26 protein-coding genes are annotated in these 24,151 nt (G+C 67.0%); 18 read left to right on the forward strand and 8 right to left on the reverse strand.

Annotation, left to right across the window (positions count from 1 at the left end; all coding sequences use genetic code 11):
* Window positions 1-423 carry an RNA polymerase-binding protein DksA gene (gene dksA, locus GC146_RS14090; RefSeq protein WP_291840742.1) on the reverse strand — a complete coding sequence of 141 codons (423 nt, stop codon included), beginning with the start codon at window positions 421-423 and terminating at the stop codon, window positions 1-3.
* 564 nt (window positions 424-987) lie between these two features.
* Here dksA and GC146_RS14095 point away from each other — a divergent pair.
* The 9 genes from GC146_RS14095 (at window position 988) to GC146_RS14135 (ending at window position 7,396) form a co-directional block, all read left to right on the forward strand.
* On the forward strand, window positions 988-1,827 hold the full coding sequence (locus tag GC146_RS14095; protein WP_291839929.1) for a MoxR family ATPase: 840 nt from the start codon (window positions 988-990) through the stop codon (window positions 1,825-1,827).
* 81 nt (window positions 1,828-1,908) lie between these two features.
* The gene (locus GC146_RS14100) at window positions 1,909-2,373 is read left to right on the forward strand and encodes a GNAT family N-acetyltransferase (RefSeq protein ID WP_291839931.1); all 465 of its coding nucleotides are present in this window, start codon (window positions 1,909-1,911) and stop codon (window positions 2,371-2,373) included.
* Entirely contained in the window at window positions 2,370-3,728 is a 1,359-nt protein-coding gene (locus tag GC146_RS14105; RefSeq protein WP_291839934.1) for a DUF2927 domain-containing protein, read from the forward strand. Before GC146_RS14100 ends, GC146_RS14105 begins: the two co-directional genes overlap by 4 nt.
* Before the next feature lie 25 nt (window positions 3,729-3,753).
* Entirely contained in the window at window positions 3,754-3,924 is a 171-nt protein-coding gene (locus GC146_RS14110; protein ID WP_291839936.1) for a hypothetical protein, read from the forward strand.
* Window positions 3,925-3,928: 4 nt separating this feature from the next.
* Window positions 3,929-5,116, forward strand: a complete 1,188-nt coding sequence (locus GC146_RS14115) for a VWA domain-containing protein (RefSeq protein ID WP_291839939.1) — start codon at window positions 3,929-3,931, stop codon at window positions 5,114-5,116.
* Window positions 5,113-5,739: an MOSC domain-containing protein gene (locus tag GC146_RS14120; protein ID WP_291839942.1), complete on the forward strand. Its 627-nt coding sequence runs from the start codon at window positions 5,113-5,115 to the stop codon at window positions 5,737-5,739. Before GC146_RS14115 ends, GC146_RS14120 begins: the two co-directional genes overlap by 4 nt.
* On the forward strand, window positions 5,736-6,092 hold the full coding sequence (locus GC146_RS14125; protein WP_291839945.1) for a hypothetical protein: 357 nt from the start codon (window positions 5,736-5,738) through the stop codon (window positions 6,090-6,092). The genes GC146_RS14120 and GC146_RS14125 overlap by 4 nt, the downstream gene beginning before the upstream one ends.
* Entirely contained in the window at window positions 6,089-6,712 is a 624-nt protein-coding gene (locus tag GC146_RS14130) for a VTT domain-containing protein (RefSeq protein ID WP_291839948.1), read from the forward strand. The genes GC146_RS14125 and GC146_RS14130 overlap by 4 nt, the downstream gene beginning before the upstream one ends.
* A 3-nt stretch (window positions 6,713-6,715) precedes the next feature.
* Window positions 6,716-7,396 carry a M48 family metallopeptidase gene (locus tag GC146_RS14135; protein ID WP_291839950.1) on the forward strand — a complete coding sequence of 227 codons (681 nt, stop codon included), beginning with the start codon at window positions 6,716-6,718 and terminating at the stop codon, window positions 7,394-7,396.
* 15 nt (window positions 7,397-7,411) lie between these two features.
* Here the strand turns inward: GC146_RS14135 and GC146_RS14140 are convergent, their stop codons facing one another.
* From GC146_RS14140 to GC146_RS14155, 4 genes are all read right to left on the reverse strand, one after another.
* On the reverse strand, window positions 7,412-8,599 hold the full coding sequence (locus tag GC146_RS14140; RefSeq protein WP_291839953.1) for an acyl-CoA dehydrogenase family protein: 1,188 nt from the start codon (window positions 8,597-8,599) through the stop codon (window positions 7,412-7,414).
* Between the two features lie 116 nt (window positions 8,600-8,715).
* Complete coding sequence (locus GC146_RS14145) at window positions 8,716-9,264, reverse strand: RSP_2648 family PIN domain-containing protein (RefSeq protein ID WP_291839956.1); 549 nt, start codon at window positions 9,262-9,264, stop codon at window positions 8,716-8,718.
* Window positions 9,261-10,469, reverse strand: coding sequence for an RSP_2647 family RNA methyltransferase (locus tag GC146_RS14150; RefSeq protein WP_291839960.1), 1,209 nt, complete (start codon window positions 10,467-10,469; stop codon window positions 9,261-9,263). Before GC146_RS14150 ends, GC146_RS14145 begins: the two co-directional genes overlap by 4 nt.
* A 41-nt stretch (window positions 10,470-10,510) precedes the next feature.
* A complete protein-coding gene (locus tag GC146_RS14155; RefSeq protein ID WP_291839962.1) occupies window positions 10,511-11,128 on the reverse strand; it encodes a DUF6778 family protein in 618 nt (205 codons plus the stop codon).
* 250 nt (window positions 11,129-11,378) lie between these two features.
* Between GC146_RS14155 and edd the strand changes: the two genes are divergently transcribed.
* From edd to GC146_RS14170, 3 genes are all read left to right on the forward strand, one after another.
* Entirely contained in the window at window positions 11,379-13,184 is a 1,806-nt protein-coding gene (edd, locus tag GC146_RS14160; RefSeq protein ID WP_291839965.1) for a phosphogluconate dehydratase, read from the forward strand.
* Between the two features lie 99 nt (window positions 13,185-13,283).
* On the forward strand, window positions 13,284-13,925 hold the full coding sequence (eda, locus tag GC146_RS14165; RefSeq protein ID WP_291839968.1) for a bifunctional 4-hydroxy-2-oxoglutarate aldolase/2-dehydro-3-deoxy-phosphogluconate aldolase: 642 nt from the start codon (window positions 13,284-13,286) through the stop codon (window positions 13,923-13,925).
* Window positions 13,926-13,959: 34 nt separating this feature from the next.
* The gene (locus GC146_RS14170) at window positions 13,960-14,421 is read left to right on the forward strand and encodes a VOC family protein (protein WP_291839971.1); all 462 of its coding nucleotides are present in this window, start codon (window positions 13,960-13,962) and stop codon (window positions 14,419-14,421) included.
* 81 nt (window positions 14,422-14,502) lie between these two features.
* Here GC146_RS14170 and GC146_RS14175 read toward each other — a convergent pair whose 3' ends face one another.
* Window positions 14,503-14,772, reverse strand: coding sequence for a hypothetical protein (locus tag GC146_RS14175; RefSeq protein WP_291839974.1), 270 nt, complete (start codon window positions 14,770-14,772; stop codon window positions 14,503-14,505).
* 4 nt (window positions 14,773-14,776) lie between these two features.
* The gene (locus tag GC146_RS14180; protein ID WP_291839977.1) at window positions 14,777-17,536 is read right to left on the reverse strand and encodes a glutamine-synthetase adenylyltransferase; all 2,760 of its coding nucleotides are present in this window, start codon (window positions 17,534-17,536) and stop codon (window positions 14,777-14,779) included.
* An 88-nt stretch (window positions 17,537-17,624) separates the two neighbouring features.
* On the opposite strand from GC146_RS14180, the gene GC146_RS14185 reads away from it, so the two are divergent.
* From GC146_RS14185 to GC146_RS14210, 6 genes are all read left to right on the forward strand, one after another.
* The gene (locus tag GC146_RS14185; RefSeq protein ID WP_291839980.1) at window positions 17,625-18,095 is read left to right on the forward strand and encodes a YbaK/EbsC family protein; all 471 of its coding nucleotides are present in this window, start codon (window positions 17,625-17,627) and stop codon (window positions 18,093-18,095) included.
* Window positions 18,096-18,309: 214 nt separating this feature from the next.
* A complete protein-coding gene (locus GC146_RS14190; protein ID WP_291839983.1) occupies window positions 18,310-18,849 on the forward strand; it encodes a DUF2852 domain-containing protein in 540 nt (179 codons plus the stop codon).
* Between the two features lie 92 nt (window positions 18,850-18,941).
* Window positions 18,942-19,397 carry an RDD family protein gene (locus GC146_RS14195; protein WP_291839986.1) on the forward strand — a complete coding sequence of 152 codons (456 nt, stop codon included), beginning with the start codon at window positions 18,942-18,944 and terminating at the stop codon, window positions 19,395-19,397.
* Window positions 19,398-19,472: 75 nt separating this feature from the next.
* The gene (locus tag GC146_RS14200; RefSeq protein ID WP_291839989.1) at window positions 19,473-20,321 is read left to right on the forward strand and encodes an arginyltransferase; all 849 of its coding nucleotides are present in this window, start codon (window positions 19,473-19,475) and stop codon (window positions 20,319-20,321) included.
* Window positions 20,322-20,415: 94 nt separating this feature from the next.
* Window positions 20,416-21,000, forward strand: coding sequence for a TRAP transporter small permease subunit (locus tag GC146_RS14205; RefSeq protein WP_291839990.1), 585 nt, complete (start codon window positions 20,416-20,418; stop codon window positions 20,998-21,000).
* Window positions 20,997-22,667 carry a TRAP transporter large permease subunit gene (locus tag GC146_RS14210; RefSeq protein WP_291839993.1) on the forward strand — a complete coding sequence of 557 codons (1,671 nt, stop codon included), beginning with the start codon at window positions 20,997-20,999 and terminating at the stop codon, window positions 22,665-22,667. The genes GC146_RS14205 and GC146_RS14210 overlap by 4 nt, the downstream gene beginning before the upstream one ends.
* Window positions 22,668-22,817: 150 nt before the next feature.
* On the opposite strand, the gene GC146_RS14215 is transcribed toward GC146_RS14210, so the two are convergent.
* Complete coding sequence (locus GC146_RS14215) at window positions 22,818-23,924, reverse strand: TRAP transporter substrate-binding protein (RefSeq protein WP_291839995.1); 1,107 nt, start codon at window positions 23,922-23,924, stop codon at window positions 22,818-22,820.
* Window positions 23,925-24,151: the final 227 nt, after the last annotated feature.

Raw genomic sequence — 24,151 nt, forward strand, 5'->3', positions numbered from 1 at the left:
TCAATCGTCGCGATGGACCTTCTCGCGGCGTTCGTGGCGCTCCTGCGCCTCAAGGCTCATCGTGGCGATCGGCCGGGCGTCCAGACGCTTGAGGCTGATCGGCTCGCCGGTGATCTCGCAATAGCCGTATTCGCCGTTCTCGATGCGGCGCAGGGCGGCATCGATCTTGGCCACCAGCTTGCGCGCGCGGTCGCGGGTGCGCAGTTCCAGCGCGCGGTCCGTCTCTTCGCTGGCACGGTCGACGATGTCGGGAATGTTGCGGGTCTGATCCTTCATCCCCTGGACGGTGTCGCGACTGTCCTCGACGATTTCCGCCTTCCAGGCCAAGAGCTTGCGGCGGAAGTATTCGAGCTGACGCTCGTTCATGAAGGGCTCGTCCTCGGAGGGTCGATAATCATCGGCAAGGAAGATGTCGGCCTTCATCTGGTCTCCCTCCGAATGGCCACCGTCGATCTTTGCTGGGCTTCCCGACATGCGGCGCTCCTTCTTATTTCTGGCTGGGCTTTACTCCGAAGGCCGGGCAGTGTCACCCCCCGAAATTATCAATCGGTTCAGAGTTGAAGGTGAAAACGCAGGGGATCGCCTGGTGCCCGATCCTCCGCATGAAGACCCCTTTTAGATGCGCATTTCGTTCCTCACGTCCTTTGGGCGTTGATCGGCCGAAGGCGCGTCGCCGATGCCGAGGAAAGGAGCGTCCGGTGGCGGGTGCGCTGGTGCCTGATGGCTGCTCGCTGTCACTGCTTTCGGCCGGTGACGTTGAAGACGGTGGGGCAAGACCGCCGGCGTCGCGCCCATATCAGGACGGCGCAGATGCAGGCGGATCTGGCAGGCTTGACGCCGGCGCGTTTGAAACGACAAGTCCTCCGACAACACCTGCACTTTGCCGCCTGCCGACGCGCTCACCGTTTCCGCCGATCGGGCGGCGGCCCCCGGACTGGACAAGCCGCCCCGACCGCCCTACCAAAATCCGACCTTCGTGGGGATGCCATGCGTTTTGACAGCACCGAAACCTATATCGTGCCCGCCGACCTTGCCGTGGCCGTCAATGCAGCCGTGACATTGGAACGACCGTTGCTGGTCAAGGGCGAACCGGGCACGGGCAAGACCGAACTGGCCCGGCAGGTGGCGCGCCGGCTGGACCTGCCGCTGATCGAATGGCACATCAAGTCCACCACAAAGGCGCAACAGGGCCTTTACGAATATGATGCCGTCAGCCGCCTGCGCGATAGCCAGCTGGGCGATGCGCGTGTGAACGACGTCAAGAACTACATCCGGCAAGGTAAGCTGTGGCAGGCGTTCACCGCGCCCTCTCGCGTGGTGCTGCTGATCGACGAGATCGACAAGGCCGATATCGAGTTTCCCAACGACCTGTTGCAGGAGTTGGACCGGATGGAGTTCCACGTCTACGAGACCGGCGAGACGATCCGCGCGCATCAGCGGCCCGTGGTCATCATCACGTCAAACAACGAAAAAGACCTGCCCGACGCCTTCCTGCGGCGCTGCTTCTTCCACTACATCCGGTTCCCGGACATGGAGACGATGAAGCGCATCGTCGCGGTGCATCACCCCGGCATCAAGGACGCGCTGCTGACGACCGCCCTGACCCAATTCTACGAGATCCGCGACCAAGGCGGATTGAAGAAGAAACCCTCGACCAGCGAGGTGCTGGACTGGCTCAAGCTGCTGCTGGCCGAGGACCTGGCCCCCGAGGACCTCAAGCGCGACGGCACCAGCCTGTTGCCGCGCCTGCACGGGGCGCTCTTGAAGAACGAGCAGGACGTTCACCTGTTCGAGCGGCTGGCCTTCATGGCGCGGGGGCAGCGATAGGGGCGGTCGTTGCCCCGTCTGCTCCGCAGAAATGTCAGATTTCGCCGCCAGAACGGCCCACGACCGCGAAAGGACCGCCCGATGACCGCCCCCGCCCTGCCACCCGGCATCCGCCCCCTGCGCACCGCAGACCGCCCGGACTGGACACGGTTATGGACCGGCTATCTGACCTTTTACGAAACCACGCTGCCGCCCGAAGTCTATGACAGCACTTTCGCGCGCCTGATCGGCGACGATCCGCAGGATTACAACGGGTTGGTGGCCGAACAGGACGGTCGGCTGGTCGGGCTGGCGCATTACCTCTTCCACCGCCACGGCTGGAAGATCGAGAATGTCTGCTACCTGCAGGACCTTTATGCCGACCCGTCGGTGCGCGGCACCGGCGTGGGGCGGCGGCTGATCGAAGGGGTCTATGCCGCCGCGGATGCCGCGGGGGCTCCGGGCGTCTACTGGCTGACCCAGACGTTCAACACCACCGCGCGGCAGCTTTACGACCGTATCGGGGTGCCCAGCCCGTTCATGAAATACAACCGGCCCCCGGCATGAGGCGCCTTGTCGCCCTACTTGCGCTGACACTCGCCGCCTGCGGCGCCGAAACGCCCGCGCCTGACTTGCCGGTCGCCAGTCGCGCCGTCAGCCCGGAAACCGCGCTGCCGCCAATGCGCAGCTTCGTGGCCGGCCACATGGGCCGCCCGACCCGGCCCAATGCCCAGATGGCACAGGATTTTCTCGACCTCGCCTTCCGCATGGAAAGCGGGCGCGCCCTGCCCGTCATGACCCGCTTTGACGGGCCGGTGCGGGTGCGCGTCGCAGGCCCCGTCCCGCCCACGCTTGGCCCCGACCTTGATGCGCTGATCGCCCGACTGCGCGCCGAGGCCGGCATTGACGTCAGCCGCACTGACGCGCCCGATGCCGAGATCACGGTACAGGCGGTGCCACGGGCAGAATTGCGCAGCGCTGTGCCGGGGGCGGCCTGTTTCGTTGTACCCGGCGTATCATCATGGCCCGGTTATCGCGCGGCGCGAGGCTCGGCGGCGGTGGACTGGGCCGCGCTGCAACGACGCCAGCGCGCGGCCATCTTCATTCCGGCCGAGGTGGCGCCGCAGGAAATTCGCGACTGCCTGAACGAGGAACTGGCCCAGGCGATGGGGCCGATCGACGATCTTTACCGCCTGCCAGACTCGATCTTCAACGACGACAACGTCAACGGGCCACTGACCGGCTTCGACATGCTGATGCTGCGGCTTTATACCTCGCCGGAACTGGCCAATGGCATGACCCGTGCGCAGGCCGCGGCGATCGTGCCGGGGCTGCTGGCGCGGCTGAACCCGGCGGGCGAAGTCGCGGGCCCGCCCGAGGGCCCAGACCCCAGCCGCGCGTGGATTTCGGCGGTGCAAGACGCCTTGCTGCCCGCCAATAGCGCCGCGACACGCCGCAGCGCCGCCGCGCGCGCATGGGCGATGGCGCGAGACGGAGGCTATGGCGCCGCGCCGCTTGGCTTTTCCGCCTATGTCTATGGCCGCCTGATGCTGCAGGCCGACGAGGGCGCCGCCGCCGCGGCCTTTGCCGCCGCCGACCGCGCCTATCGCAGCTCGCCCCAGACGCGCCAGCATGTTGCCGTCGTCGCGGTGCAATTGGCCGCGCTCGCGCTGTCGCGCCACGACGAGACGGGCGTGCTGCGCATCACGGACGAAGCGATGCCGCTGGCCACCGCCGCGCAGAACGCGGCCGTCCTCGCCAGCCTGATGATGATCAGGGCCGCCGCGCTGGAGCGTGCCGGGCGCGGACAAGAGGCCGCGGCGGTGCGTATGGACAGTCTGGGCTGGGCGCGCTACGGCTTCGGCGCGCAAGCCAATGTTCGCGCCCGCCTGCGTGAAATTGCGGCCATCGCCGCCGACTGAGGTCAACCGAGGAAAGCTGCCCGCCATGATCTTCCCGCTCGCCGGCATTGTTCTTGGCGCACTTGTGGGCGCGCTGCGGGCCCGCGCACAAGGCGGCAAGACGCTCGACATGCTGCAATGGGGTGCGGTCTTTGCCATCATCGGCGCACTTATCGGTCTGGCGATCCTGATCGGGATCGACCGCAGCTACCGCTAGGTCCATGTTCCTGCCCTTCTTTCAGGCCCTGCGGGATACCGGTGTTCCGGTCTCGCTGCGGGAATATCTTGCCTTTCTCGAAGCGACACATGCCGGGCTTGCCACCTACGATGTCGAGGCGTTCTACTTTCTCGCCCGCACGACGATGGTGAAGGACGAACGCCACATCGACCGGTTCGACCGCGCCTTTGCGCAGGCCTTTGCAGGGCTGGAAGCGATGAGCGTGGACGAGGTGCTGGAAGCACTGAACCTGCCGGCCGACTGGCTGCAAAAACTGGCCGAGAACAACCTGTCAGACGAGGAAAAGGCGAAAGTTGCCGCATTAGGCGGCTTCGACAAGCTGATGGAAACATTGAGGAAACGGCTGGCCGAACAAAAGGGCCGCCACCAGGGCGGGTCGAAATGGATCGGCACCGCCGGCACCTCGCCCTTCGGCGCCTACGGCTACAACCCTGAAGGCGTACGCATCGGGCAGGACGAAAGCCGCCATCAGCGCGCCACGAAAGTCTGGGACCGGCGCGAGTTCCGCAACCTCGACGACACCGTCGAACTGGGCACCCGCAACATCAAGGTGGCGCTGCGCCGCCTGCGCCGCTGGGCGCGCGACGGTGCTGCGGAAGAACTGGACCTCGACGGCACGATCCGCGCCACCGCCGAGCATGGCTGGCTTGACGTGCAGACGCGGCCAGAACGGCGCAACGCGGTCAAGGTGCTGCTCTTTCTCGACGTGGGCGGCAGCATGGACCCGCATGTCCGCGTGGTGGAAGAACTGTTCAGCGCAGCCAAGGCCGAGTTCCGGCATTTCGAGCACTTCTATTTCCACAACTGCCTTTACGAGGGCGTCTGGCGCGACAACCGCCGCCGCTGGAATGCGCAGACGCCAACATGGGACATCTTGCGCAGCTATGGCCCTGATTACAAATGCATCTTCGTGGGTGATGCCAGTATGTCGCCCTATGAAATCGCGCTGCCCGGCGGGGCAAATGAGCATTGGAACGACGAGGCCGGACAGGTCTGGCTGGCCCGCGCGCGCGACCAGTGGCCGGGGCATCTGTGGATCAACCCGCTGCCCGAGCGGCACTGGGGCCATACCGAGTCGGTCCGCATGGTGCAGGCGATCTTCGGGGCCGACCGGATGGTGCCGATGACGCTGGACGGCCTGTCGCGCGGCATGAAGGCGATTGCAAGGTGAGGTTGACCCATCTCCTTGCCGGGCAGGCCCGGCCGATCGCGGCCAAGTCGGGCCTGTCGGGCATCTTCAAGACGCCCTGCGACGGCCCGGTGACGATCGGGGCAGAGGGCCTTGCGGGCGACACCATCGTCGACCGGGACAACCACGGCGGCCTTGAACAAGCGGTTTACCTGATCGGCCAGCCCGACCTTGACTGGTGGGCGCAGGAACTGGCCCGCCCCCTGCCCCCCGGCACATTTGGCGAGAACATGGTGATCGGCGGGCTCCAGACCGGGCCGCTTGGCCTTGGCGACATCGTGCAGGTTGGTGCGGCGACGCTGCAGATCACCGCGCCGCGCATTCCTTGCGTCACGCTGTCGGCGCGGATGGGCGATCCGGGCTTTGCCCGTCGTTTCCTCGCTGCGGGGCGGCCGGGGGCCTATGCGCGCGTCCGCGTGCCGGGTATCGTGCAGGCGGGCGATGCGGTCTCGCTCAGTCCGGCCGCCGGCACACGGGTCACGCTGACCGAGGTGATGGACGGCTTGCGCCAAAACTGGCCCGACGCAGAGCTTTTGCGGCGGATAAGCGCAACCGAGGCCCATGCAAAGCTGCGCGCGATGGCGCAGGAAAGGACGGCACGGTGAGCGGGGCAATGGCACGGCTGCGGCATCTGTGGGCGCATCACCGCGCGGCGCTGGTGGTGTTCGTGCTGGCGCTTGTCGTCACGCTGGTGCTGGCGGTGCGCGCCACGGTCTTTGCCGTTTACTGGCTGGACCCTGCGCATCGTGACCAGCCGCTGGCGGGCTGGATGACGCCACGCTACGTCGCCCATTCCTACGCCGTACCGCCCGAGGCGCTGGGCCTGCCGCCCCCCGGCCCCGACGACCCGCGGCGCATGACGCTCGACCAGATCGCGGCCCAGCGGGGCGAGAGCCTGGATGCGCTGATCGCAGAAGTCTCCGCCGCCGTCGCGGCCTGGCGGGCGGCACATCCGTGACCATCGACATCTTCAGCCTTGTTGCGGCCTATGGCGTCGCGCTGATCGGGGTGGCGACCCTTCTCAGCTGCCTTGCCGTGCCAATCCCGACCTCGCTTCTGATGCTGGCCAGCGGCGGCTTTGCCGCCTCGGGCGACCTGTCGCTGCCCTGGACGATGGCCGCGGCACTGGGCGGCGCGATGGCGGGCGACAACATTGGCCACCTGATCGGCCGCGCCGGGGGGCCGCGGCTGAACCGCTGGCTGGAACGTGCGCCGGCCCGCGCCCGGCTGCGCGCGCAGGCGGTGGCCTTCATGACGCGCTGGGGCGGCTTCGGCGTGTTTCTCAGCCGCTGGCTGGTCAGCCCGCTGGGGCCCTACGTCAATTTCGCCAGCGGCCTCGGCGGCATGGCCTGGCCGCGTTTCGCGCTCTGGGCCGCGGCGGGCGAGATTGTCTGGGTCTCGCTTTATGTCGGGCTGGGCTACGGCTTTGCCGATCACGTTGCGCAGATCGCCACGGTGCTGGGCAATGCCAGCGGCGCGCTGGCCGGCGCGGTGGTGACGCTGGGCCTTGGCCTGTGGCTGTGGCGGCGGGCCGCACCGCGCCCCCATGACAAGACCGCCCCGCGTCCCCATATCTAGGCGATGCTGCGCCTGACGCCCCTTCTGCTGGCCATTCTCTACGGGATCGCGATGTATCGCTTTTCCGCGTGGCGCACCGCGCGCGAGCTTGACGCGCGCTCGACCGAGCTGGCCGATCCGCATCTGCTGGCGGTGACGGGACGGCTGGCGCGCGCGCTCGACCTGCCGCGCATCAAGGTGCACATCTACGAGATCGGGCAGGTCAACGGGCTGGCCGCGCCCGACGGGCGCATCTTCATCACCCGCGGCTTCTACGACAGGTTCCGGTCGGGCGAGGTGACGGCCGAGGAAATGGCCAGCGTCATCGCGCACGAATTGGGGCATGTGGCGCTGGGCCATTCGCGGCGGCGGATGATCGACTTTTCCGGGCAGAACGCGCTGCGCACCGCGGCGGGCATGGTCCTCAACCGGATCCTGCCGGGGCTGGGTATGATCATTGCCAACGGGCTGACCGCGCTGCTGGCCGCACGCCTCAGCCGCAAGGACGAATACGAGGCCGATGCCTATGCCAGCGCGCTGCTGATGAAGGCCGGGATCGGCACCGCGCCGCAGGTCAGCCTTTTTGGCAAGCTCGAGCACCTGTCGGGCAGCGGGCGCGGCATGCCCGCATGGCTGCTGAGCCACCCCGCCACGCGCGACCGCATCGCCGCGATCGAGGCGAATGCCGCGCGCTGGCAGGGGTGACGGCGGGCGGCGGTCTCAGGCCTCGCCGAATCCCTTCGGGATCGGCAGCGGGTCCAACGTCGCCGCGCGCTTTTGCAGGCTGCGCCCGATCACCACGCGGCTGATCTCGGTCGTGCCGTCCACCACTTTCAGCATCTGCGCCAGCCGCGATAGCCGGTCGAGGCCATAGGGCGCCAGCAGCCCCATCCCGCCCAGCACCTGCGTGCAGGTATTGGCGGCCTTCAGGGCGGCATCGGGCACGAAACGCTTGGCATGCGCGGCCATCAGCGGCCCTTCGGGCGTGCCAAGGGCAGCGGCGGCAGCGCGGTAGAGCAGCCGCGACGCCTCCAGTTCGGTCGCGACATCGCCCAGCATCCACTGAATGCCTTCAAGGTCCAGGTTCTTGCCGCCGAACATCTTGCGGTTGGCCGAATAGGCCAGCGCCGTGTCCAGCGCCGCCTGCATCAGCCCGCAGCAGCCCGAGGCGATGGACACCCGCGCGATGTCGATCGCCATCAGCGAGCCCTGCAACCCCTGCCCCACCGGCAGGATGATGTTCTCGGCGCTGACCACCACGTCCTTCATGTACATCTCGGCCATCGGCAGGAAGCGGTAGGAGGGCGTGTCGTAAAGCGGGCCGAAGGACAGGCCGGGCGCATCGGCGGGAATGGCGATCATCGCCATGTCCTTGTGGCCCGGCACGTCGGAGGTTTTCACCACGGTGAAGTAGATGTCGGCCTCGGTCGCGAGGCTGACCCAGGCCTTGGCGCCGCTGATCGTCCAGGTGCCGTCGTCGTTGATCGTGGCGCGCGAATACATCGTCACCGGGTCCGACCCCGATTGCGGCTCGGTCAGCGCGAAGTTCGCCAGTTTCCGGCCCGAGGTGAGGTCGCGCGCCCATTTCGCCTTGAAGGCATCGGTGCCGAAACCGCAGCCGGCAAAGGTGCAGATGTTGTGCATCGACAGGGCAAAGGCATAGGCGCCGTCGGCCCGGCCCAGTTCCTCGTAAACCCGTATGCCTTCGGACAGCGGCAGGCCCTGTCCGCCCCAGTCCTCGGGCGCGTAAAGCCCGGTCAGCCCGGCCGCGCCCGCGGCATCGGAGGCGGCGCGCGGCCATCTGGCGGCGCGGTTCCAGTCGTCGACGTTGGGCGCGATCACCTCGGCCGCATGGGCGCGGGCAGCGGCGAGGATGGTGTCGATCTTGGCGGGGGCGGTTTCGGTCACGGGGTTGAGTCCTTGCAACTGACGGGTCTGGCCGCGACCGGACCATGATCGCACGGCCCTGTCCAGCCTCGGGCGACGTGCAAAGGCCCGGGCGCGACATTGCGGCACGGCGGACGCTATCCCAGCCGCTTGGCCAGCCGCGGCAGGCGCGCCTTTTTCAGCAGCGCGCGCAAGGTCCAGTTCGGGTCGGACAGCCGCTGCGCCTCGGCCAGCACGGCCTCGGCCACGGCCTGCATCTCGTCCGGGTTAGCCTCGCACAGCTCCAGCAGGAAATGGTCGGGGTCGTCGCGCGCGACGCCCTCCTCGGCCAGCACCTGGCGGGGAAAATCCTTGGCGTTCAGGGTCAGGATCAGGTCGGCCGATCCTGCGATGGCCGCGGCCAGAACGTGGATGTCGGCCGGGTCCGGCAGCCACAGGCGGCGGGCGAGCCCTTCGGGCACCGGGATCTCGGCATCGGGAAAGCGGGACCGGACCAGCGCGATCTCGCCCCGCGCCTGCGCCTCTTGCGCGGGTCCGTGCCGGGCGGCGGCGCGCGCCCATTCCTCCAGCAGCCGGGCCGACCAGCGCGCGCGAAACAGGCCCGCCCCGGCCGCGCCCAGCACCATCTCGCGCATCACCGTGGGGTAAAGCACGCAGGCGTCGATGACGACACGCGGGCCCGTCATAGCCGGAAGAACAGCGCCTTGAGGTAGCCGCTTTCGGCCAGTTGCGGCAGCACCGGGTGATCGGGCCCGGCAAAGCCGGTGGCGATGATCTGCGCGCGCCGCCCGGTTTCGTTCAGCCCGCGCCCGATGCCGCGCGCGCTGGCGTTGCGGAACGCGGTCAGGTCGGCGGCGTGCGAGCAGGAGCAAAGCACGAGGTAGCCGCCCGGCGCCACCAGCGGCGCGGCCAGCTTGGCCACCCGTTCATAGGCGCGTAGCCCGGCCTCCAGCGCGGGTCTTGCCGGGGCGAAGGCGGGCGGGTCGCAGATGACAAGGTCGAACTGCGCCCCGTCCGCCCCCAGCGCCGTCATCACCTCGAAGGCATCGCCCTGCCGCGTGTCGAACCGGTCGGCCACGCCCATTGCCTCGGCCCCGCCCCGCGCAAGCTCCAGCGCGGGGGCCGAGCCATCGACCGCCAGCACCGTGGCCGCGCCGTTGGCCAGTGCCGCGAGACCGAATCCGCCGACATGGCTGAAGACGTCCAGCACGCGGGCGTCTTGGGCGAGGCTGGCCGCAAAGGCATGGTTCGGTCGCTGGTCATAGAAAAGGCCGGTCTTCTGCCCTTCCACAACGTCGGCCATATACGTGGCGCCATTCATCGGCACGGGGATGGGACCAACCGGTGCGCTGCCTGCCAGAACGCGGGTTTCCTCGGCCAGCCCTTCTAGCCCGCGGGCGCGCCCTGTGCCGTTCATGATCACGGTCGTGACGCCCGTCACCTGCTGCAGGGCGGCCGACAACGGTGCGATCAGGGCGTCGGCCCAGGCCGCATTGGGCTGGATCACGGCAACCGCGCCGAAGCGGTCGATCACGACACCGGGCAAACCATCAGCCTCGGCATGGATCAGCCGGTAGAAGGGGGCGGAATAAAGCCGCGCGCGATGGGCCAGCGCGCGTTCCAGCTTTGCGGCGAACCAGGCCTGGTCGATCACCGCCTCCGCGTCGCGGTCCAGCATCCGGGCGAAGATGCGCGAGGCCGGGTTGACGCCCACCACGCCAAGCGGCCGCCGCTCGGCATCCTCAAGCACGGCGAGGCTGCCGGCGGTCAGCGCACGCGTGCGCCGATCGGTCACGATTTCATTGGCGAAGGCCCAGGGAAAGCCGTGCCGTATGGCACGGGCATCGGCCTTGGGCATCAGGCGGATCGCGGGAAGGGCAGCATCTGTCATGCCGCCCGTCTATCTGTTGCCGAGGCCCTCGGAAAGAGGCCTCAGGCCGACGGGGTCACAGGACCTTCCAACTGCTGCTTGAGCATCAGCGTCAGGTAATCGGTCACCCGCACCTTTTCGGTCTGGCCGGTCCGGTCCAGCTCGATCGCGGCCTGGCCGCCAGGCGCGGGCAGGTCGACGCGAAGTTCGTGCGCCGGTTCGATGACCGCGCCCGTCGTGGCGTCAAACACCGTCATGTCATAGACCATGTCGTAGACACCGCCGAAGGAAAAGCGGGTGCGCTCAGTCACGCCGTGAAAGCGTTTGACGTCGATCTGCACGATGACCGGGCGCGCACCGTCCAGCGTCTCGGCACCGCGCGCCGCGGCGGCGCGGAAAATGTCCGCGATCTGCGTATGACGGTCGCCGATCGGGTCGCCGCGCCAGACGATGTCGGCCAGCGGATAAAAATGGTTGGCCTCCGACACGCTGAGGCCCTGCGGCACGTTAACCACGACGTCCTGCACGGCATAATTCCGCATCTGCGCCACCGGGGCGACCGCCGGTGCACGACCAACGAGGCCGGGCATGTCGAGCGTGACGCCGCGCGTCACCGTGTCGATATTGGCGCAGCCGGCCGCACCAAGTACGAGGCCAAGGCAAAGAACGATCCGGGACATGGACATTGTCAAATCCTCCGCGCAGGGGTCCGGCCGCAAGACGCGGCCATTCGGCGCTTGCCATGTGATGCCCGGTAACTGGGGCGGGAATGTGGACAATTTGGTTCAAATTGGCGGTACCGTCGCCGACCCGTTTCCGAATCTGCTACAATGGAAGGCGAAACTTAGCGGGATTGGCATTGTTAGCGCTAACGTGACATGTTAGGAGACCGTGAACCCTGCCCGCAGCCTGCCACCGGAGGACCAAGAGATGGCCGTTCACCCCAAGATTGCCGCCGTCACCGACCGTATCCGCGCCCGCAGCGAAAAAAGCCGCGCTACCTATCTCGACCGGATGGCGCGCGCCGCCGCCGAGGGTCCGCGCCGCAGCCACCTGACCTGCGGCAACCAGGCCCACGCCTATGCCGCCTCGGGCACCGACAAAGAGGCACTGGCCTCCGGCCGGGTGCCCAACCTCGGCATCGTCACGGCCTATAATGACATGTTGTCGGCGCACCAACCCTTCGAAAAATACCCGGACATCATCCGCGCCGCCGCACGCGCCACGGGCGCGACCGCGCAGGTCGCAGGTGGCGTGCCCGCGATGTGCGACGGGGTGACCCAAGGCCAGACCGGCATGGAACTGTCGCTGTTTTCGCGCGATGTCATCGCGCTTGCCGCCGGCGTGGCCCTGTCGCACAACGTGTTCGATGCGGCCGTCTATCTTGGCGTCTGCGACAAGATCGTGCCGGGCCTCGTCATCGCCGCGGCCACCTTCGGTTATATCCCCGGTGTCTTCCTTCCCGCGGGGCCGATGACCAGCGGCCTGCCCAATGACGAGAAGGCAAAGGTGCGCCAACAGTTCGCCACCGGCGAGGTCGGGCGCGACGCGCTGATGGCGGCCGAAATGGCCAGCTACCACGGCCCCGGCACCTGCACCTTCTACGGCACCGCGAATTCCAACCAGATGCTGATGGAGTTCATGGGCCTGCACCTGCCCGGCGCCAGCTTCGTCAACCCCGGCACGCCGCTGCGCGATGCGCTGACCGTTGCGGGCACCGAACGCGCGCTGGAAATCACCGCGCTGGGCAACGATTACCGGCCCGTATCGGACATCCTCGACGAAAAGGCCTTCGTCAACGGCATGGTTGGCCTGATGGCGACAGGCGGGTCGACCAACCTTGTCATTCACCTGCCCGCGATGGCACGTGCGGCGGGGGTCGTGTTGGATCTGCAGGACTTCTCGGACATTTCCGAGGCTGTGCCGCTGATGGCCAAGGTCTATCCCAACGGGCTGGCCGACGTGAACCATTTCCACGCCGCGGGCGGCTTGGGCTACATGATTGGCGAATTGCTGGACGCCGGGCTTCTGCATGACGACGTCAAGACCGTCGCCGGCGATGGCCTGACCCGCTATGCACAAGAGCCGCAACTGAAAGAGGGCCGGGTTGCCTACGTGCCCGGCGCGGGCAAGACCCTGAACGACAAGATTCTGCGCCCCGCCTCCGACCCGTTCGATCCGCATGGCGGGCTGACGCAGCTCAACGGCAATCTCGGCACCGCCGTCATCAAGACCTCGGCGGTCAAGGCCGAGCGTCATATCATCGAGGCTCCCGCGCGGGTCTTTCACAGCCAGGAGGCGGTGAAGGAGGCGTTCAAGGCCGGCGCCTTCACCGAGGACACGGTGGTCGTCGTCCGCTTCCAGGGCCCGCGCGCCAACGGCATGCCGGAGCTGCACGCCCTGACGCCCACGCTGGCCGTGTTGCAGGATCGGGGGTTGCGGGTGGCGCTGGTGACCGACGGGCGCATGTCCGGGGCCAGCGGCAAGGTGCCCGCCGCCATCCACCTCTGCCCCGAGGCCGCCGATGGCGGGATGATCGGGCGCATTCAGGATGGCGACATCATCCGGCTCGACGCCACGACAGGCACGCTTGAGGTCAAGGGTGTTGACCTTGCCAAGCGCGACCATGCCACCGCCGACCTTTCGGGCAACGGCAATGGCGTCGGGCGCGAGCTTTTCGAGGTTTTCCGCAGTAACGTGGGCCTTGCCGCCACCGGCGCTGGCGTGGTCGTCTGACAGAGCGGCCCGAATTCCTTCCCGGCGGCGCGCCTTGAAACCAAGGGCACGCCGCAGCCATCCACGGCCCACAACGGGCGCTGACGACAGGACCCTACGATGACCCCCGAACATGCCTCCCAACTTGCTGCCAAGGTTTGCGCACTGGCACCGGTGATCCCGGTGCTTGTCGTCGAGGATGCCAACAGCGCGGGCGATCTGGCGCGTGCCCTCGTCGCGGGCGGCCTGCCCGCGCTGGAAGTGACACTGCGCACGCCGGCCGCGCTCGAAGCCATTGCCGCGATGGCCGAGGTCGAGGGCGGCGTGGTGGGCGCGGGCACCTTGCTCACCCCGCGCGACGTGGAGGCCGCCAAGAAGGCAGGCGCTACTTTTGGCGTTTCGCCCGGAGCGACGAAACTGCTGATGGAGGCCTGCGAGGCCAACGACCTGCCACTTCTGGCCGGTGCCGCGACACCATCCGAGGCGATGGCGCTGCTGGAACGCGGGTATTCGGTGCAGAAGTTCTTTCCCGCCGAATCGAACGGGGGTGCGCCGGCGCTGAAATCCTTTGCCTCGCCCCTGCCCCAGATCAAGTTCTGCCCGACGGGCGGCGTGACACTGGCCAATGCACCGGCCTATCTTGCACTGCCCAATACGCTTTGCGTTGGTGGCAGCTGGGTCGCGCCTGCCGCGATGGTCAAGGCCGCAGACTGGGCCGGCATTACCCGTCTGGCCGCCGAGGCCGCAGCGCTGCGCAAATGACCGGCCCGAAACGGCCCAACAAGGAACGCCGATCATGACAGCCCCGTCCGTCGCGACCTGCCTTTGGTACGAAAGCAACGCGGAGGCGGCGGCAAAGCTTTACTGCAGCCTCTTTCCCGACGCCGAGATCACCGCGATCTTTCGTCAGGGCGGCAAGGCCGACGCACCCGCCTTCAGCGTTTCATTCACGCTGATGGGCCAGCATTATCAGGCGATGAACGGCGGCCCGCATTACAAGCTTTCGCCGGCCGCCTCGATCACGGTCCATGTCGATACCCAGGACGAGGTCGACCGGCTTTGGTCGGCGCTGCTGGACGGCGGCGGCAGCGAAAGCCGTTGCGGCTGGTTGACCGACCGCTTCGGCCTCAGCTGGCAAATCATTCCGCGGGCCCTGCCGCGTTTGCTCAAGTCAGATAACTCCGGCCGCGTGATGCAGGCCATGATGGGCATGATCAAGCTCGACATCGCGGCCCTTGAGGCCGCCGCGGCGGGTTAACCAGCCCGCAGCGCGGGGCCACCCTTGCCTAAGGGAGCCGTTGGGGCCCAACGAGGCGCAGGCCGCACTTCTGCCACGGTCTTAGCCGCGCAGGCGGCCCGCCCTCCCGCCACGGCGCCCCACCGGTTCGGCGTCTTCCAGTGCCGCCTGCAACACTTTGGTCATCGGATGGGTCGCCGCCTCTCCCCCATGCCGTTCCAGCAGCCGCCGGACGAGGGCGCGCGGGTCTTGCCCCTCCGGCACACCCAACGCCCAGTCCAGAAAGATCGACCGGCACTCCGGGGCCCCGATCCCCTCGATCGCATAGGCCTCGCGGATCAGGTCGCGCGGGTCCAGTTCATCTTTCGTCATATCCTCACTCCCGCTTCAGGGCTGCGTCGATCACCGCCGCCGCCCGTGCCGCCACCGCCGCCATTTCCCGTTCCAACGCAGCGAGGTCGGGCTGGCCCGTTTCGCGCAGAACCAGGTGTCGCCCGCCCTCGCCCAGATCGTCCGGATCAAGCGCCCCGCCGGTCAGCAACCGCACCGCCGCCTGCAGCGGCCAGAAAAGCCCGATCGCGGCGTTCAGCGCCGCTGCATCCGCGTCACTCAGCCACCCTGTAGCGACACCCGCAGCGATCTGGCTCGCACTGTCGCGCGCCGGGCTGCCTGCGCGCAGCGCCGCCGTCTGCGCCAGCAGGTCGACATCCATCAGCCGTCCGGGGCCGTCCTTGATGTCCCACGCGCCGCCGGGCCGAGCCTCCGCCAGTCGCGCGCGCATCTCTGCCACGTCTGTCAGCACACCTGCGCCCTGTGCCTTTTCGGCCAGAATCTTGCAGCGAAACGCCTCGATCTCGGACATTAGGCTTTCCGCCCCCGCGACGGGCCGGGCGCGCGAAAGTGCCAGATGCTCCCACGTCCATGCCTCGTTGCGCTGATAGTCGCGAAACGATTGCAGCGAGGTCGCCACCGGCCCCTGCTTTCCCGAGGGTCGCAGCCGCATGTCCACTTCGTAAAGCCGACCCTCGGACATCGGCGCCGTCAGTGCGGTCACCAGCGCCTGCGTCAGACGCGCGTAATAGGGCCGCGTCTGCAGCGGGCGCGGCCCGTCGGACCCTTCGACCCCGTCCGCATCATAGATCAGGATCAGGTCAAGGTCCGAGGCGGCCGTCAGCCGCGCCGCCCCGAGCGAGCCCATCGCCACAAGCGCCGCTCCCCGCCCCGGCGGGGCCCCGTACTTGCGCGCAAACTCGGCGCCCACCACGCCCCAGAGGCCTGCAAGCACGGTGTCGGCAAGCGCGGCATATTGCGCTCCCGCGGTCGCTGCGTCGATCAGCCCGCGCAGGTGATGGACCCCCACCCGGAAATGCCATTCCTTCAGCCAGACCCGCGCCGCGTTCAGCTGCGCTTCGTAGTCTGGCGCGGCCTCGTCCAGCCCCGCCTGCAAACCGGCCAGCAGGGTCTCAGGCTCGGGCCAAGGCGCAAAGAAATCGCCGCCGATGACCGCGTCAAAAACGCCAGCGTTGCGCGACAGGTACTGCGCCAGCGCGGGTGCTGTCGCGCAGATGTCGACGACCAGACGGGTCAGCGCCGGGTTGGCCTCGAAAAGCGAGAATAGCTGGACACCGGCAGGCAGCCCGGCAAGGAAGCCATCAAACTGGCGCAGGGCTTCTTCGGGCCGGGCCGCTTCGCGCAGCCGCGCCATGATTTCGGGGCGCAGTCGTTTGAAGATCTCGACCGCGCGGGCCGACCGCAACGCCGGGTAGCGCCGCCAGCGGGCGGTGATCTCGGCGCCGAAATCATCCGGAGGTGCTGCCCGGGCAGGACCGGGTGCAAAAAAGCCCTCTGTCAATGCGTGGACCGCCTCCATGCGCTCCAGCAACTCGGCCCGCAATCCATCCGCGCTCCGCCCCATGAAGGCGGCCAGCCGGTCGAACCCTTCCGCCGTGGTGGGAAGGCTTTGTGTTTGCGCGTCCGCGATCATCTGCAGCCGATGTTCGACCTCCCGGTGAAAGCGGTAATGCCCGCTAAGCGCCTCGGCATCCGCGGGCGGCACCCAGCCGGCCGCGGCCAGACGTGCCAGCCCCTCGACCGTTCCGCGCACCCGCAAGGCCGGGTCGCGCCCCCCCGCGATCAACTGGCGGGTCTGGGTGAAAAACTCGATCTCGCGAATACCGCCATAGCCCAGCTTGATGTCGTGTCCCGGCAGCGACAGGCCATGCAGCCCCTTGGCGTCGCGGATCTTCAACCGGATGTCATGCGCGTCCTGTATCGCCGCGAAATCCAGGTGCCGGCGCCAGACGAAGGGCCGCAGCGTGTCAAGAAAACGGGCGCCCGCCTCCGTGTCACCGGCACAGGGCCGCGCCTTGATGTAGGCGGCACGCTCCCACGTCCGGCCGACGCTTTCGTAATAGCGCTCGGCCGCCTCCATCGCCACAATGACCGGGGTCACGGCGGGGTCGGGGCGCAACCGCAGATCGGTACGAAAGACGTAGCCGTCGGCGGTCTGGTCGGACAAGAGCGCCGCCAGCCGCCGCACGACGCGGACGAAACCCGCGCGCACCTCGGCGAAATCGTCGCGCGGCACACGGCTCTCGTCGCAAAGCAGGATCAGGTCGATGTCAGAGGAATAGTTCAGCTCGAACGCGCCCATCTTGCCCATCGCCAGCACTGCGATGCCGCCTGTCGTTGGGTCATCCGGGTCCATCCCCGGAAGGCGCCCGCGCATGGCCTCGGCGGCATAGAGACTCCGCAGGCCGGCGCCGACAGCCGCGTCGGCCAGTCGCGTCAGCGCACTAGTGACTGCCTCCAATGCCCAGACACCGCCCAGATCGGCGAGCGCGGCCAACAACGCTACCCGGCGTTTGGCCTGTCGCAGAACCGGCCCGACATCGCCCTCGGCCGCGACGATGTCAGCGATCGCGGCGTCCAGCGCCGCCTCTGGATCGGCCATGGCCGGCACAAGCCACGTTCCCTCACGCGCGATCAGTCCGGCAAGGTAAGGGCTGCAGCCCGCGGCACCTTCGATCAGCGGTCGCAACGCCGCATCGGCACCGGCGAGGGCGGCCCAGGCCGCCGCGCCGCGGTCGGGGTCATGGGGATCGGGATGGCGGGTCAGACGCGCGGCAAGGCTCATGCCCGTCACTCTGGCGATGCCCCGGGGGCTGGTCAATCGCCCCGCTTTCGGGGCAGTCTCGCCGCCACATCAGCCCCGGAGCCGTCCCATGAGCAAGAGCCTCGCCCGCGTCACCGCCGCCCTCGCTGCCGCAGGGCTTGCCGTTCGCCCGCTGGAGATGGCGGCCGATACCCGCACGGCCGAGCAGGCAGCAGCTGCGGCGGGCTGCGCGCTGGACCAGATCACCAAGTCGATCATCTTCGCCGGGCAGGAAACCGGCCGCCTTGTGCTGTTTCTGACCGCGGGCGGCAACCGGGTAGACCCCGCACGTGCCTCCGCGCTTGCCGGAGAGGCGCTGGGCCGCGCCGATGCCGACATGGTGCGGGCGCAGACAGGATTCGCCATCGGCGGCGTCTCGCCCGTCGGGCACCTGACCCCGCTTCCCAGCTTTCTTGACCCTCGTCTGTTCGACTTTGCCGAGATTTGGGCCGCCGCGGGGACACCGCGCCACATCTTCCCCATCGCGCCGGCCGATCTGCAACGCATCACTGGCGCCACCCGTGCCGCCTTTACCGCCTGACGTCGCGCCCGCCTTTGCCTTGCAAATATCCCGGGGGGTGAAGGCCGCAGGCCGAGGGGGGCAGCGCCCCCCTGCCCCGTATCAGGGCCGCCTCCGGCCCGTTTCAGTGAAAATGTAAAAAACCGTAACATCACCTCTTGAACCCGGCGGCCGCCGTTCCGATCTAGGCAATGTGAAAAGCATTCACATCACTTTGGGAGATCAGGAGAGACCGATGTCCGACACAACACTTCACCCCCCTTCCCGCGGCGGACCGATCGGCGCCGGCGGCCCAGGCTGGGCCGGACGTGCCGAAGACTGGCTCGACGCGCGCGGCAAGGGCGCCTGGATCGCGGCAATGGTGCTGGGATTCATCTTCTTCTGGCCCGTGGGCCTTGCGCTGCTGGCCTACATGATCTGGAGCAAACGCATGTTCAATTCGTCTTGCGCCCATCGGCGCGCCCACCATCACGGCGGCTATGGCCGCAGCTATCGCGGCCCGATGTCACGCCAATCCTCCGGCAACCGCGCCTTCGACGCTTACCGCGAAGAAACGCTGCGCAAACTGGAAGAAGAGCAGCAAAGCTTCGAGGCCTTCCTCGAACGGCTGCGCGAGGCCAAGGACAAGGCCGAGTTCGACCAGTTCATGGATGACCGCGCCAGCAAGGCCCGCGAGAGCGGCTCCGACCAGTCCGGCCCACAATCTGGCCCGCAAGCTGGCCCGCAATCGGGCGGCGACTCCTCGCCGCGCCCAGAAGGCCCCACGGCCGGTTGATCCGGCCCATGGCCGCGGCCCCCCTTTTTCGGGCGGGGCCGCGCGCCCATCTTTGACACTTGATTTTCCGAAGCCTGCGAAGAGGCCCCACGATGCGCGCTACCGCCTTTGCCACCCTTACCCCCCTGCCGGACCCGGCACGCCGACCCGAATTCTATGCCGGTGTCCCGCAACGCCGCGCGCTGGCTTGGCTCGCCGACATCACGCTGAGCGGCATTTTCGCCGCGCTTCTGCTGCCGTTCACCTTCTTTACCGGCATCTTCTATTTCCCGTTGCTGCTGATGGTGGCCGGTTTCTTCATGCGGTGGACCACGCTTGCGGCCTTTTCGGCCACGCCGGGCATGGTTCTTACCGGCATCGCGCTGCGTGAGGGCGATGGCGGTCAGCTGACCCCACGCACGGCCTTCCTGCACACGCTGGGCTATTCGCTTTCCTTCGCGATCTTTCCGCTGCAACTCGTCTCTGCCGGATTGATGATGACGACCCGCTACGGTCAGGGTCTGAGCGACATGGCCCTGGGGACCGTGGCAATGCGCCGGATGCTCTAAGTCTCTGGCAACGCGGGGCTTGGCGCGCGGGCCAAGGCTTGATAGCTTGCGCGCCAACAGGCCCACCGGAGTTCCATGCGTCATTCGGTTCCCATCGCGCCGCAGTTCTACGTGACGGCTCCGCAACCATGCCCCTATCTTGACGGGCGGATGGAGAGGAAGCTGTTTACTGCGCTGCAAGGCGACGATGCCGACCGGCTGAACGACACGCTCTCTAAACAAGGCTTTCGTCGGTCGCAAAACGTGCTCTACCGGCCGGCCTGCGCGGAATGTTCGGCCTGCCTTTCGGCACGCATCGACGTGAACCGTTTCGCCCCCAGCCGCAGCCAGGCCCGCGTGATGAAGCGCAATGCTTGGCTGGACCGGCGCGCAACCTCGCCTTGGGCCACCGAAGAGCAATACCGGCTGTTCCGCGGCTACCTCGACAGCCGCCACGCCAGCGGTGGCATGGCCGACATGGACCTGTTCGAATTCGCCGCCATGGTCGAGGAAACGCCGGTACGGACCCGGCTGATCGAATACTCCGATCCGCGCGCCGATCGCGGTGCCGAGCGTGGGCTTTACGCCGTCTGCCTGACCGACATCCTCGATGACGGGCTCAGCATGGTCTATTCCTTCTTCGATCCCGACCTCGAGAGGGCCTCGCTGGGGACCTATATCATCCTTGACCATATCGCGATCGCGCGCGAGTTGGAGCTGCCCTACGTCTACCTCGGCTACTGGGTGCCGGGCAGCCAGAAGATGGACTACAAGTCCAAGTTCGCGGGTGTCGAGGTGTATCACCGCGGGCGCTGGGCGCCGATCGGCGATACCGCGTCCTACCATTCCGCGACACACCCCCTCTCGGTCGATCCGATCGCTGAACAGGTGGCCCGCATCCGCCTGCCTGATGGCGGAACCGGCAGCGCGTCGGGCGGCGGTTGACGCAACCGGCGCACTGGGACATAGCTTTGCGCGCAAAGGCCCCGGCGCGGAGGATACCGCCGGGGTCAACTTTGGCAGGGGGGAGCAGGGACCGATGAATGGTCTTTTGTCATTGAGCCGGGCGATTGACCGGCTCAACGAAATGGTCGGCAAGGCCGTGGGCTGGTTGATCCTGCTGGCGATCGTCGTCAGCGCGGTGAACGCCGTGATCCGCAAGACGATGAACATGTCGTCCAATTCCTGGCTGGAACTGCAGTGGTATCTCTACGGCGCGGCCTTCCTGCTGGCCTCGGCCTATACGCTCAAGCAGAACGAACACATCCGGATCGACATCCTTTACGGCGCGCTGGGCCGGCGGGTGCAGCACTGGATCGACCTGCTGGGCCACATCTTCTTCCTGATGCCGATCCTTGTGCTGATGGATTTCTACTTCGTTCCCTGGGTCTGGCTGTCCTTCTCGTCGGGCGAGATGTCGACCAACGCAGGCGGGCTGATCATCTGGCCGTCCAAGCTGATGCTGCTGCTCGGTTTCCTGTTGCTGACGATTCAGGGCATTTCCGAAATCATCAAGAAGATCGCCGTCATGCGCGGGATCATCGAAGACCCCACGCCCTTCGTGTCGTCCCATGACGCCGCCGAGATGGAAGGGGCTGCCTATCTCGAGGATGCGCCGAAATGATGGAACTCATCGCGCAGAACATGGCGCCGATCATGTTCATCAGCCTGGTCTTCTTCCTGATCATTGGCTACCCGGTCGCCTTTTCTCTGGCCGCCAACGGCCTGTTGTTCTTCTTTGTCGGCGTGGAACTGGCGCCGCTGTCGGGCGGGTCGATCAACCTTAGCTGGCCATTGCTTTACGCCTTGCCGGAGCGATTCTACGGCGTGATGTCGAACGAGACATTGCTGGCCATTCCATTCTTTACCTTCATGGGCATCGTGCTGGAACGATCCGGCATGGCCGAGGACCTCCTCGACACCATCGGCCAGCTTTTCGGCCCGGTGCGCGGCGGGCTTGCCTATGCGGTGATCATCGTCGGCGCGCTGCTGGCGGCCACTACCGGCGTTGTCGCGGCCAGCGTCATCGCGATGGGGCTGATCTCGCTGCCGATCATGCTGCGCTATGGCTATGACAGGCGCGTCGCCTCGGGCGTGATCGCAGCATCCGGCACGCTGGCGCAGATCATTCCGCCCAGCCTCGTGCTGATCATCCTTGCCGACCAGCTGGGCCGCTCGGTGGGCGATATGTACAAGGGCGCGCTGGTGCCCGGCATGGTGCTGACGGCGATCTACCTCGGCTATGTCTTCTCGCTGACCATCTTCAAGCCCAAGTGGGTGCCCGCCTTGCCGAAAGAGGCACGCACGCTGGGACACGGCGTGATGTCGCTTGTTGTCGTGCTGGCGATCGGTGTGGGCGTCAGCTATGGCGCGTATCACTACCTTGAACCAACCCAGGGCGCGAATGCCGATGTCCTTGGCGCTGCCATCGGCATCATCGCGGCCTACCTGATTGCCGTGATCGACAAGGGGCTGAAGATCAACCTGATGAGCCGGCTGGCGCAGCAGGTTGTCATCGTGCTGATCCCGCCGCTGGCGCTGATCTTCCTCGTGCTGGGCACGATCTTTCTCGGTGTGGCGACGCCAACCGAAGGCGGCGCAATGGGCGCGGTCGGCGCTATCGCGCTGGCAGCCCTCAAACGGCGCCTGACGCTGGACGTGATCCGCTCGGCCCTTGCCTCGACGACGCGGCTTTCGGCCTTCGTGATGTTCATCCTGCTGGGCGCGCGGGTGTTCTCGCTGACCTTCTACGGCGTCAACGGGCACCTGTGGGTGGAACACCTGCTGACCTCGCTGCCCGGCGGGCAGTTGGGCTTCCTGCTGGTGGTGTCGCTGATCGTCTTCTTCCTCGCCTTCTTCCTCGATTTCTTCGAACTGGCCTTCATCATCATCCCGCTGCTGGCGCCCGCCGCCGAAAAGCTGGGGATCGACCTGATCTGGTTCGGCGTGATCTTGGGCGTCAACATGCAGACCAGCTTCATGCACCCACCCTTCGGGTTTGCGCTGTTCTACCTGCGTTCGGTCGCGCCGCGCGGCTCTTACGTCGACAAGGTGACCGGCCAGACGATGGACGGGATCAAGACCAGCCAGATCTACTGGGGTGCCGTGCCCTTCGTGGTAATCCAGATCGTGATGATTGCCATCGTGATCGGCTTCCCGCAGATGGTGATGCGCTACAAGGGGCCACCCGTCGACCTGACGAACGTCAAGATCGAGATCCCGGCTTTGGCGCCATTGGGCGGAGGCGGGCCGGACATGGGGGCATTGCCGCCGCCAAGCTTCGGGAACTGAGCGGCCGGCAACGGTCACCACCGGACACGAAAAAGGGCCGCGACGGGAAACCGACGCGGCCCTTGCTTGTCCCGCACCCTGTCGGGCGGGCATGAAAAAGGCCCCGGCGCGGGATGCGCCGGGGCCTGATGGTTGCGTCGGGACGGCTGCTCAGAGCTTGCCGGCCTGCTGCATCCGCATCATGAAGGTGTCGTAGTTGTACTCGGCGATCTGCTCCCAGAGGAAGCCTTCCTCCATCGCCACCTTCTGGCTTTCCCAAAGCTCCTTGAACGTCGCATTGGTGGCCGAGATGTCGGCGTAGATCTGGCGGGACGCGTCGAAGGCGGCCTGCATGATCTCGGGGCTGAAGGCGCGCAGCATGGTGCCGTTGGCCACCAGACGCTTCAGCGCCTGCGGGTTCACGGCATCGTAATGCGCCATCATGTCAAGGTCGGAGGCCTGGTTGGCGGTGGCCAGCACCGACTGGTAGGCCTTCGGCAGGGCTTCATAGGCAGCCTTGTTGACCAGCGTGGTCAGCACGGCGTTCCCTTCCCACCAGCCGGGATAGTAGTAGTAGGGCGCGACCTTGTAGAAGCCCAGCTTCTCGTCGTCGTAGGGGCCAACCCACTCGGCCGCGTCGATCGCGCCTTTTTCCAGCGACGGGTAGATGTCGCCACCGGCCACCGAGGTCGGCACGCCACCCAGCGCCTCAAGCACCTTGCCGCCGAAGCCGCCGATGCGCATCTTCAGGCCCTTGATGTCGTCGAGCGTGTTGATCTCCTTGCGGTACCAGCCGCCCATCTGGGTGCCGGTGTTGCCGCACTGGAAGCCGACGAGGCCGTTGCTGCCGTAGAACTTGTTGAGCAGGTCACGGCCGCCACGGTAGTAGTACCAGCCGTTCATCGCGCGGGTGTTCAGGCCGAAGGGCACGACGGTGCCGAAGGCCCAGGCCGGGTCCTTGCCCCAGTAGTAGTAGGTAGCGGTGTGGGCCGCTTCGACGGTGCCGGCGGCCGCCGCATCCATTGCCTGCAGGCCGGGAACCAGTTCGCCACCGGCGAAAACCTGGATCTGGAAGTTGCCGTCAGTCGCTTCGGACACGAATTTCGACATCGTCTCGGCCGCGCCGTAGATGGTGTCGAGCGACTTCGGGAACGACGAGGTCAGGCGCCACGTCACCTTCGGCGATGCTTGCGCGATCGCAGGCGCGGCAAGGACCGACGCCCCCGCCGCTGCGACGCCGCCGACGGTGGCCTTGGTCAGAAATGAACGACGATCCATGAGGTTCCTCCCTAAGATTGGATCATTGACTGGCCGGGACTTCTGGCCCCGTTTCCAGTCCATGTGAGGCAATCTACACACAGGGCCCTGTCTGTCCAGCGAAAGCGCGCAACTTAGTTTCGTGCGGCCGCACCCCTACAAAAGCGGTATGACCTTGTGATTTCTTGCCGCGAACCGCCATCAATCGCAACAAATGCAAAGGCGGAACAGCCATTCGTGATACTTTA

Source organism: Limimaricola sp. (genome assembly GCF_016125575.1).
Lineage (GTDB): Bacteria > Pseudomonadota > Alphaproteobacteria > Rhodobacterales > Rhodobacteraceae > WGLM01.

Coding starts and splice junctions, on each gene's coding strand:
- dksA (WP_291840742.1), bottom strand. CDS start 423: ATGAAGGCCGACATCTTCCTTGCCGATGATTATCGACCCTCCGAGGAC.
- GC146_RS14095 (WP_291839929.1), top strand. CDS start 988: ATGCGTTTTGACAGCACCGAAACCTATATCGTGCCCGCCGACCTTGCC.
- GC146_RS14100 (WP_291839931.1), top strand. CDS start 1,909: ATGACCGCCCCCGCCCTGCCACCCGGCATCCGCCCCCTGCGCACCGCA.
- GC146_RS14105 (WP_291839934.1), top strand. CDS start 2,370: ATGAGGCGCCTTGTCGCCCTACTTGCGCTGACACTCGCCGCCTGCGGC.
- GC146_RS14110 (WP_291839936.1), top strand. CDS start 3,754: ATGATCTTCCCGCTCGCCGGCATTGTTCTTGGCGCACTTGTGGGCGCG.
- GC146_RS14115 (WP_291839939.1), top strand. CDS start 3,929: ATGTTCCTGCCCTTCTTTCAGGCCCTGCGGGATACCGGTGTTCCGGTC.
- GC146_RS14135 (WP_291839950.1), top strand. CDS start 6,716: ATGCTGCGCCTGACGCCCCTTCTGCTGGCCATTCTCTACGGGATCGCG.
- GC146_RS14145 (WP_291839956.1), bottom strand. CDS start 9,264: ATGACGGGCCCGCGTGTCGTCATCGACGCCTGCGTGCTTTACCCCACG.
- GC146_RS14150 (WP_291839960.1), bottom strand. CDS start 10,469: ATGACAGATGCTGCCCTTCCCGCGATCCGCCTGATGCCCAAGGCCGAT.
- GC146_RS14155 (WP_291839962.1), bottom strand. CDS start 11,128: ATGTCCCGGATCGTTCTTTGCCTTGGCCTCGTACTTGGTGCGGCCGGC.
- edd (WP_291839965.1), top strand. CDS start 11,379: ATGGCCGTTCACCCCAAGATTGCCGCCGTCACCGACCGTATCCGCGCC.
- eda (WP_291839968.1), top strand. CDS start 13,284: ATGACCCCCGAACATGCCTCCCAACTTGCTGCCAAGGTTTGCGCACTG.
- GC146_RS14170 (WP_291839971.1), top strand. CDS start 13,960: ATGACAGCCCCGTCCGTCGCGACCTGCCTTTGGTACGAAAGCAACGCG.
- GC146_RS14175 (WP_291839974.1), bottom strand. CDS start 14,772: ATGACGAAAGATGAACTGGACCCGCGCGACCTGATCCGCGAGGCCTAT.
- GC146_RS14180 (WP_291839977.1), bottom strand. CDS start 17,536: ATGAGCCTTGCCGCGCGTCTGACCCGCCATCCCGATCCCCATGACCCC.
- GC146_RS14185 (WP_291839980.1), top strand. CDS start 17,625: ATGAGCAAGAGCCTCGCCCGCGTCACCGCCGCCCTCGCTGCCGCAGGG.
- GC146_RS14190 (WP_291839983.1), top strand. CDS start 18,310: ATGTCCGACACAACACTTCACCCCCCTTCCCGCGGCGGACCGATCGGC.
- GC146_RS14195 (WP_291839986.1), top strand. CDS start 18,942: ATGCGCGCTACCGCCTTTGCCACCCTTACCCCCCTGCCGGACCCGGCA.
- GC146_RS14200 (WP_291839989.1), top strand. CDS start 19,473: ATGCGTCATTCGGTTCCCATCGCGCCGCAGTTCTACGTGACGGCTCCG.
- GC146_RS14205 (WP_291839990.1), top strand. CDS start 20,416: ATGAATGGTCTTTTGTCATTGAGCCGGGCGATTGACCGGCTCAACGAA.
- GC146_RS14210 (WP_291839993.1), top strand. CDS start 20,997: ATGATGGAACTCATCGCGCAGAACATGGCGCCGATCATGTTCATCAGC.
- GC146_RS14215 (WP_291839995.1), bottom strand. CDS start 23,924: ATGGATCGTCGTTCATTTCTGACCAAGGCCACCGTCGGCGGCGTCGCA.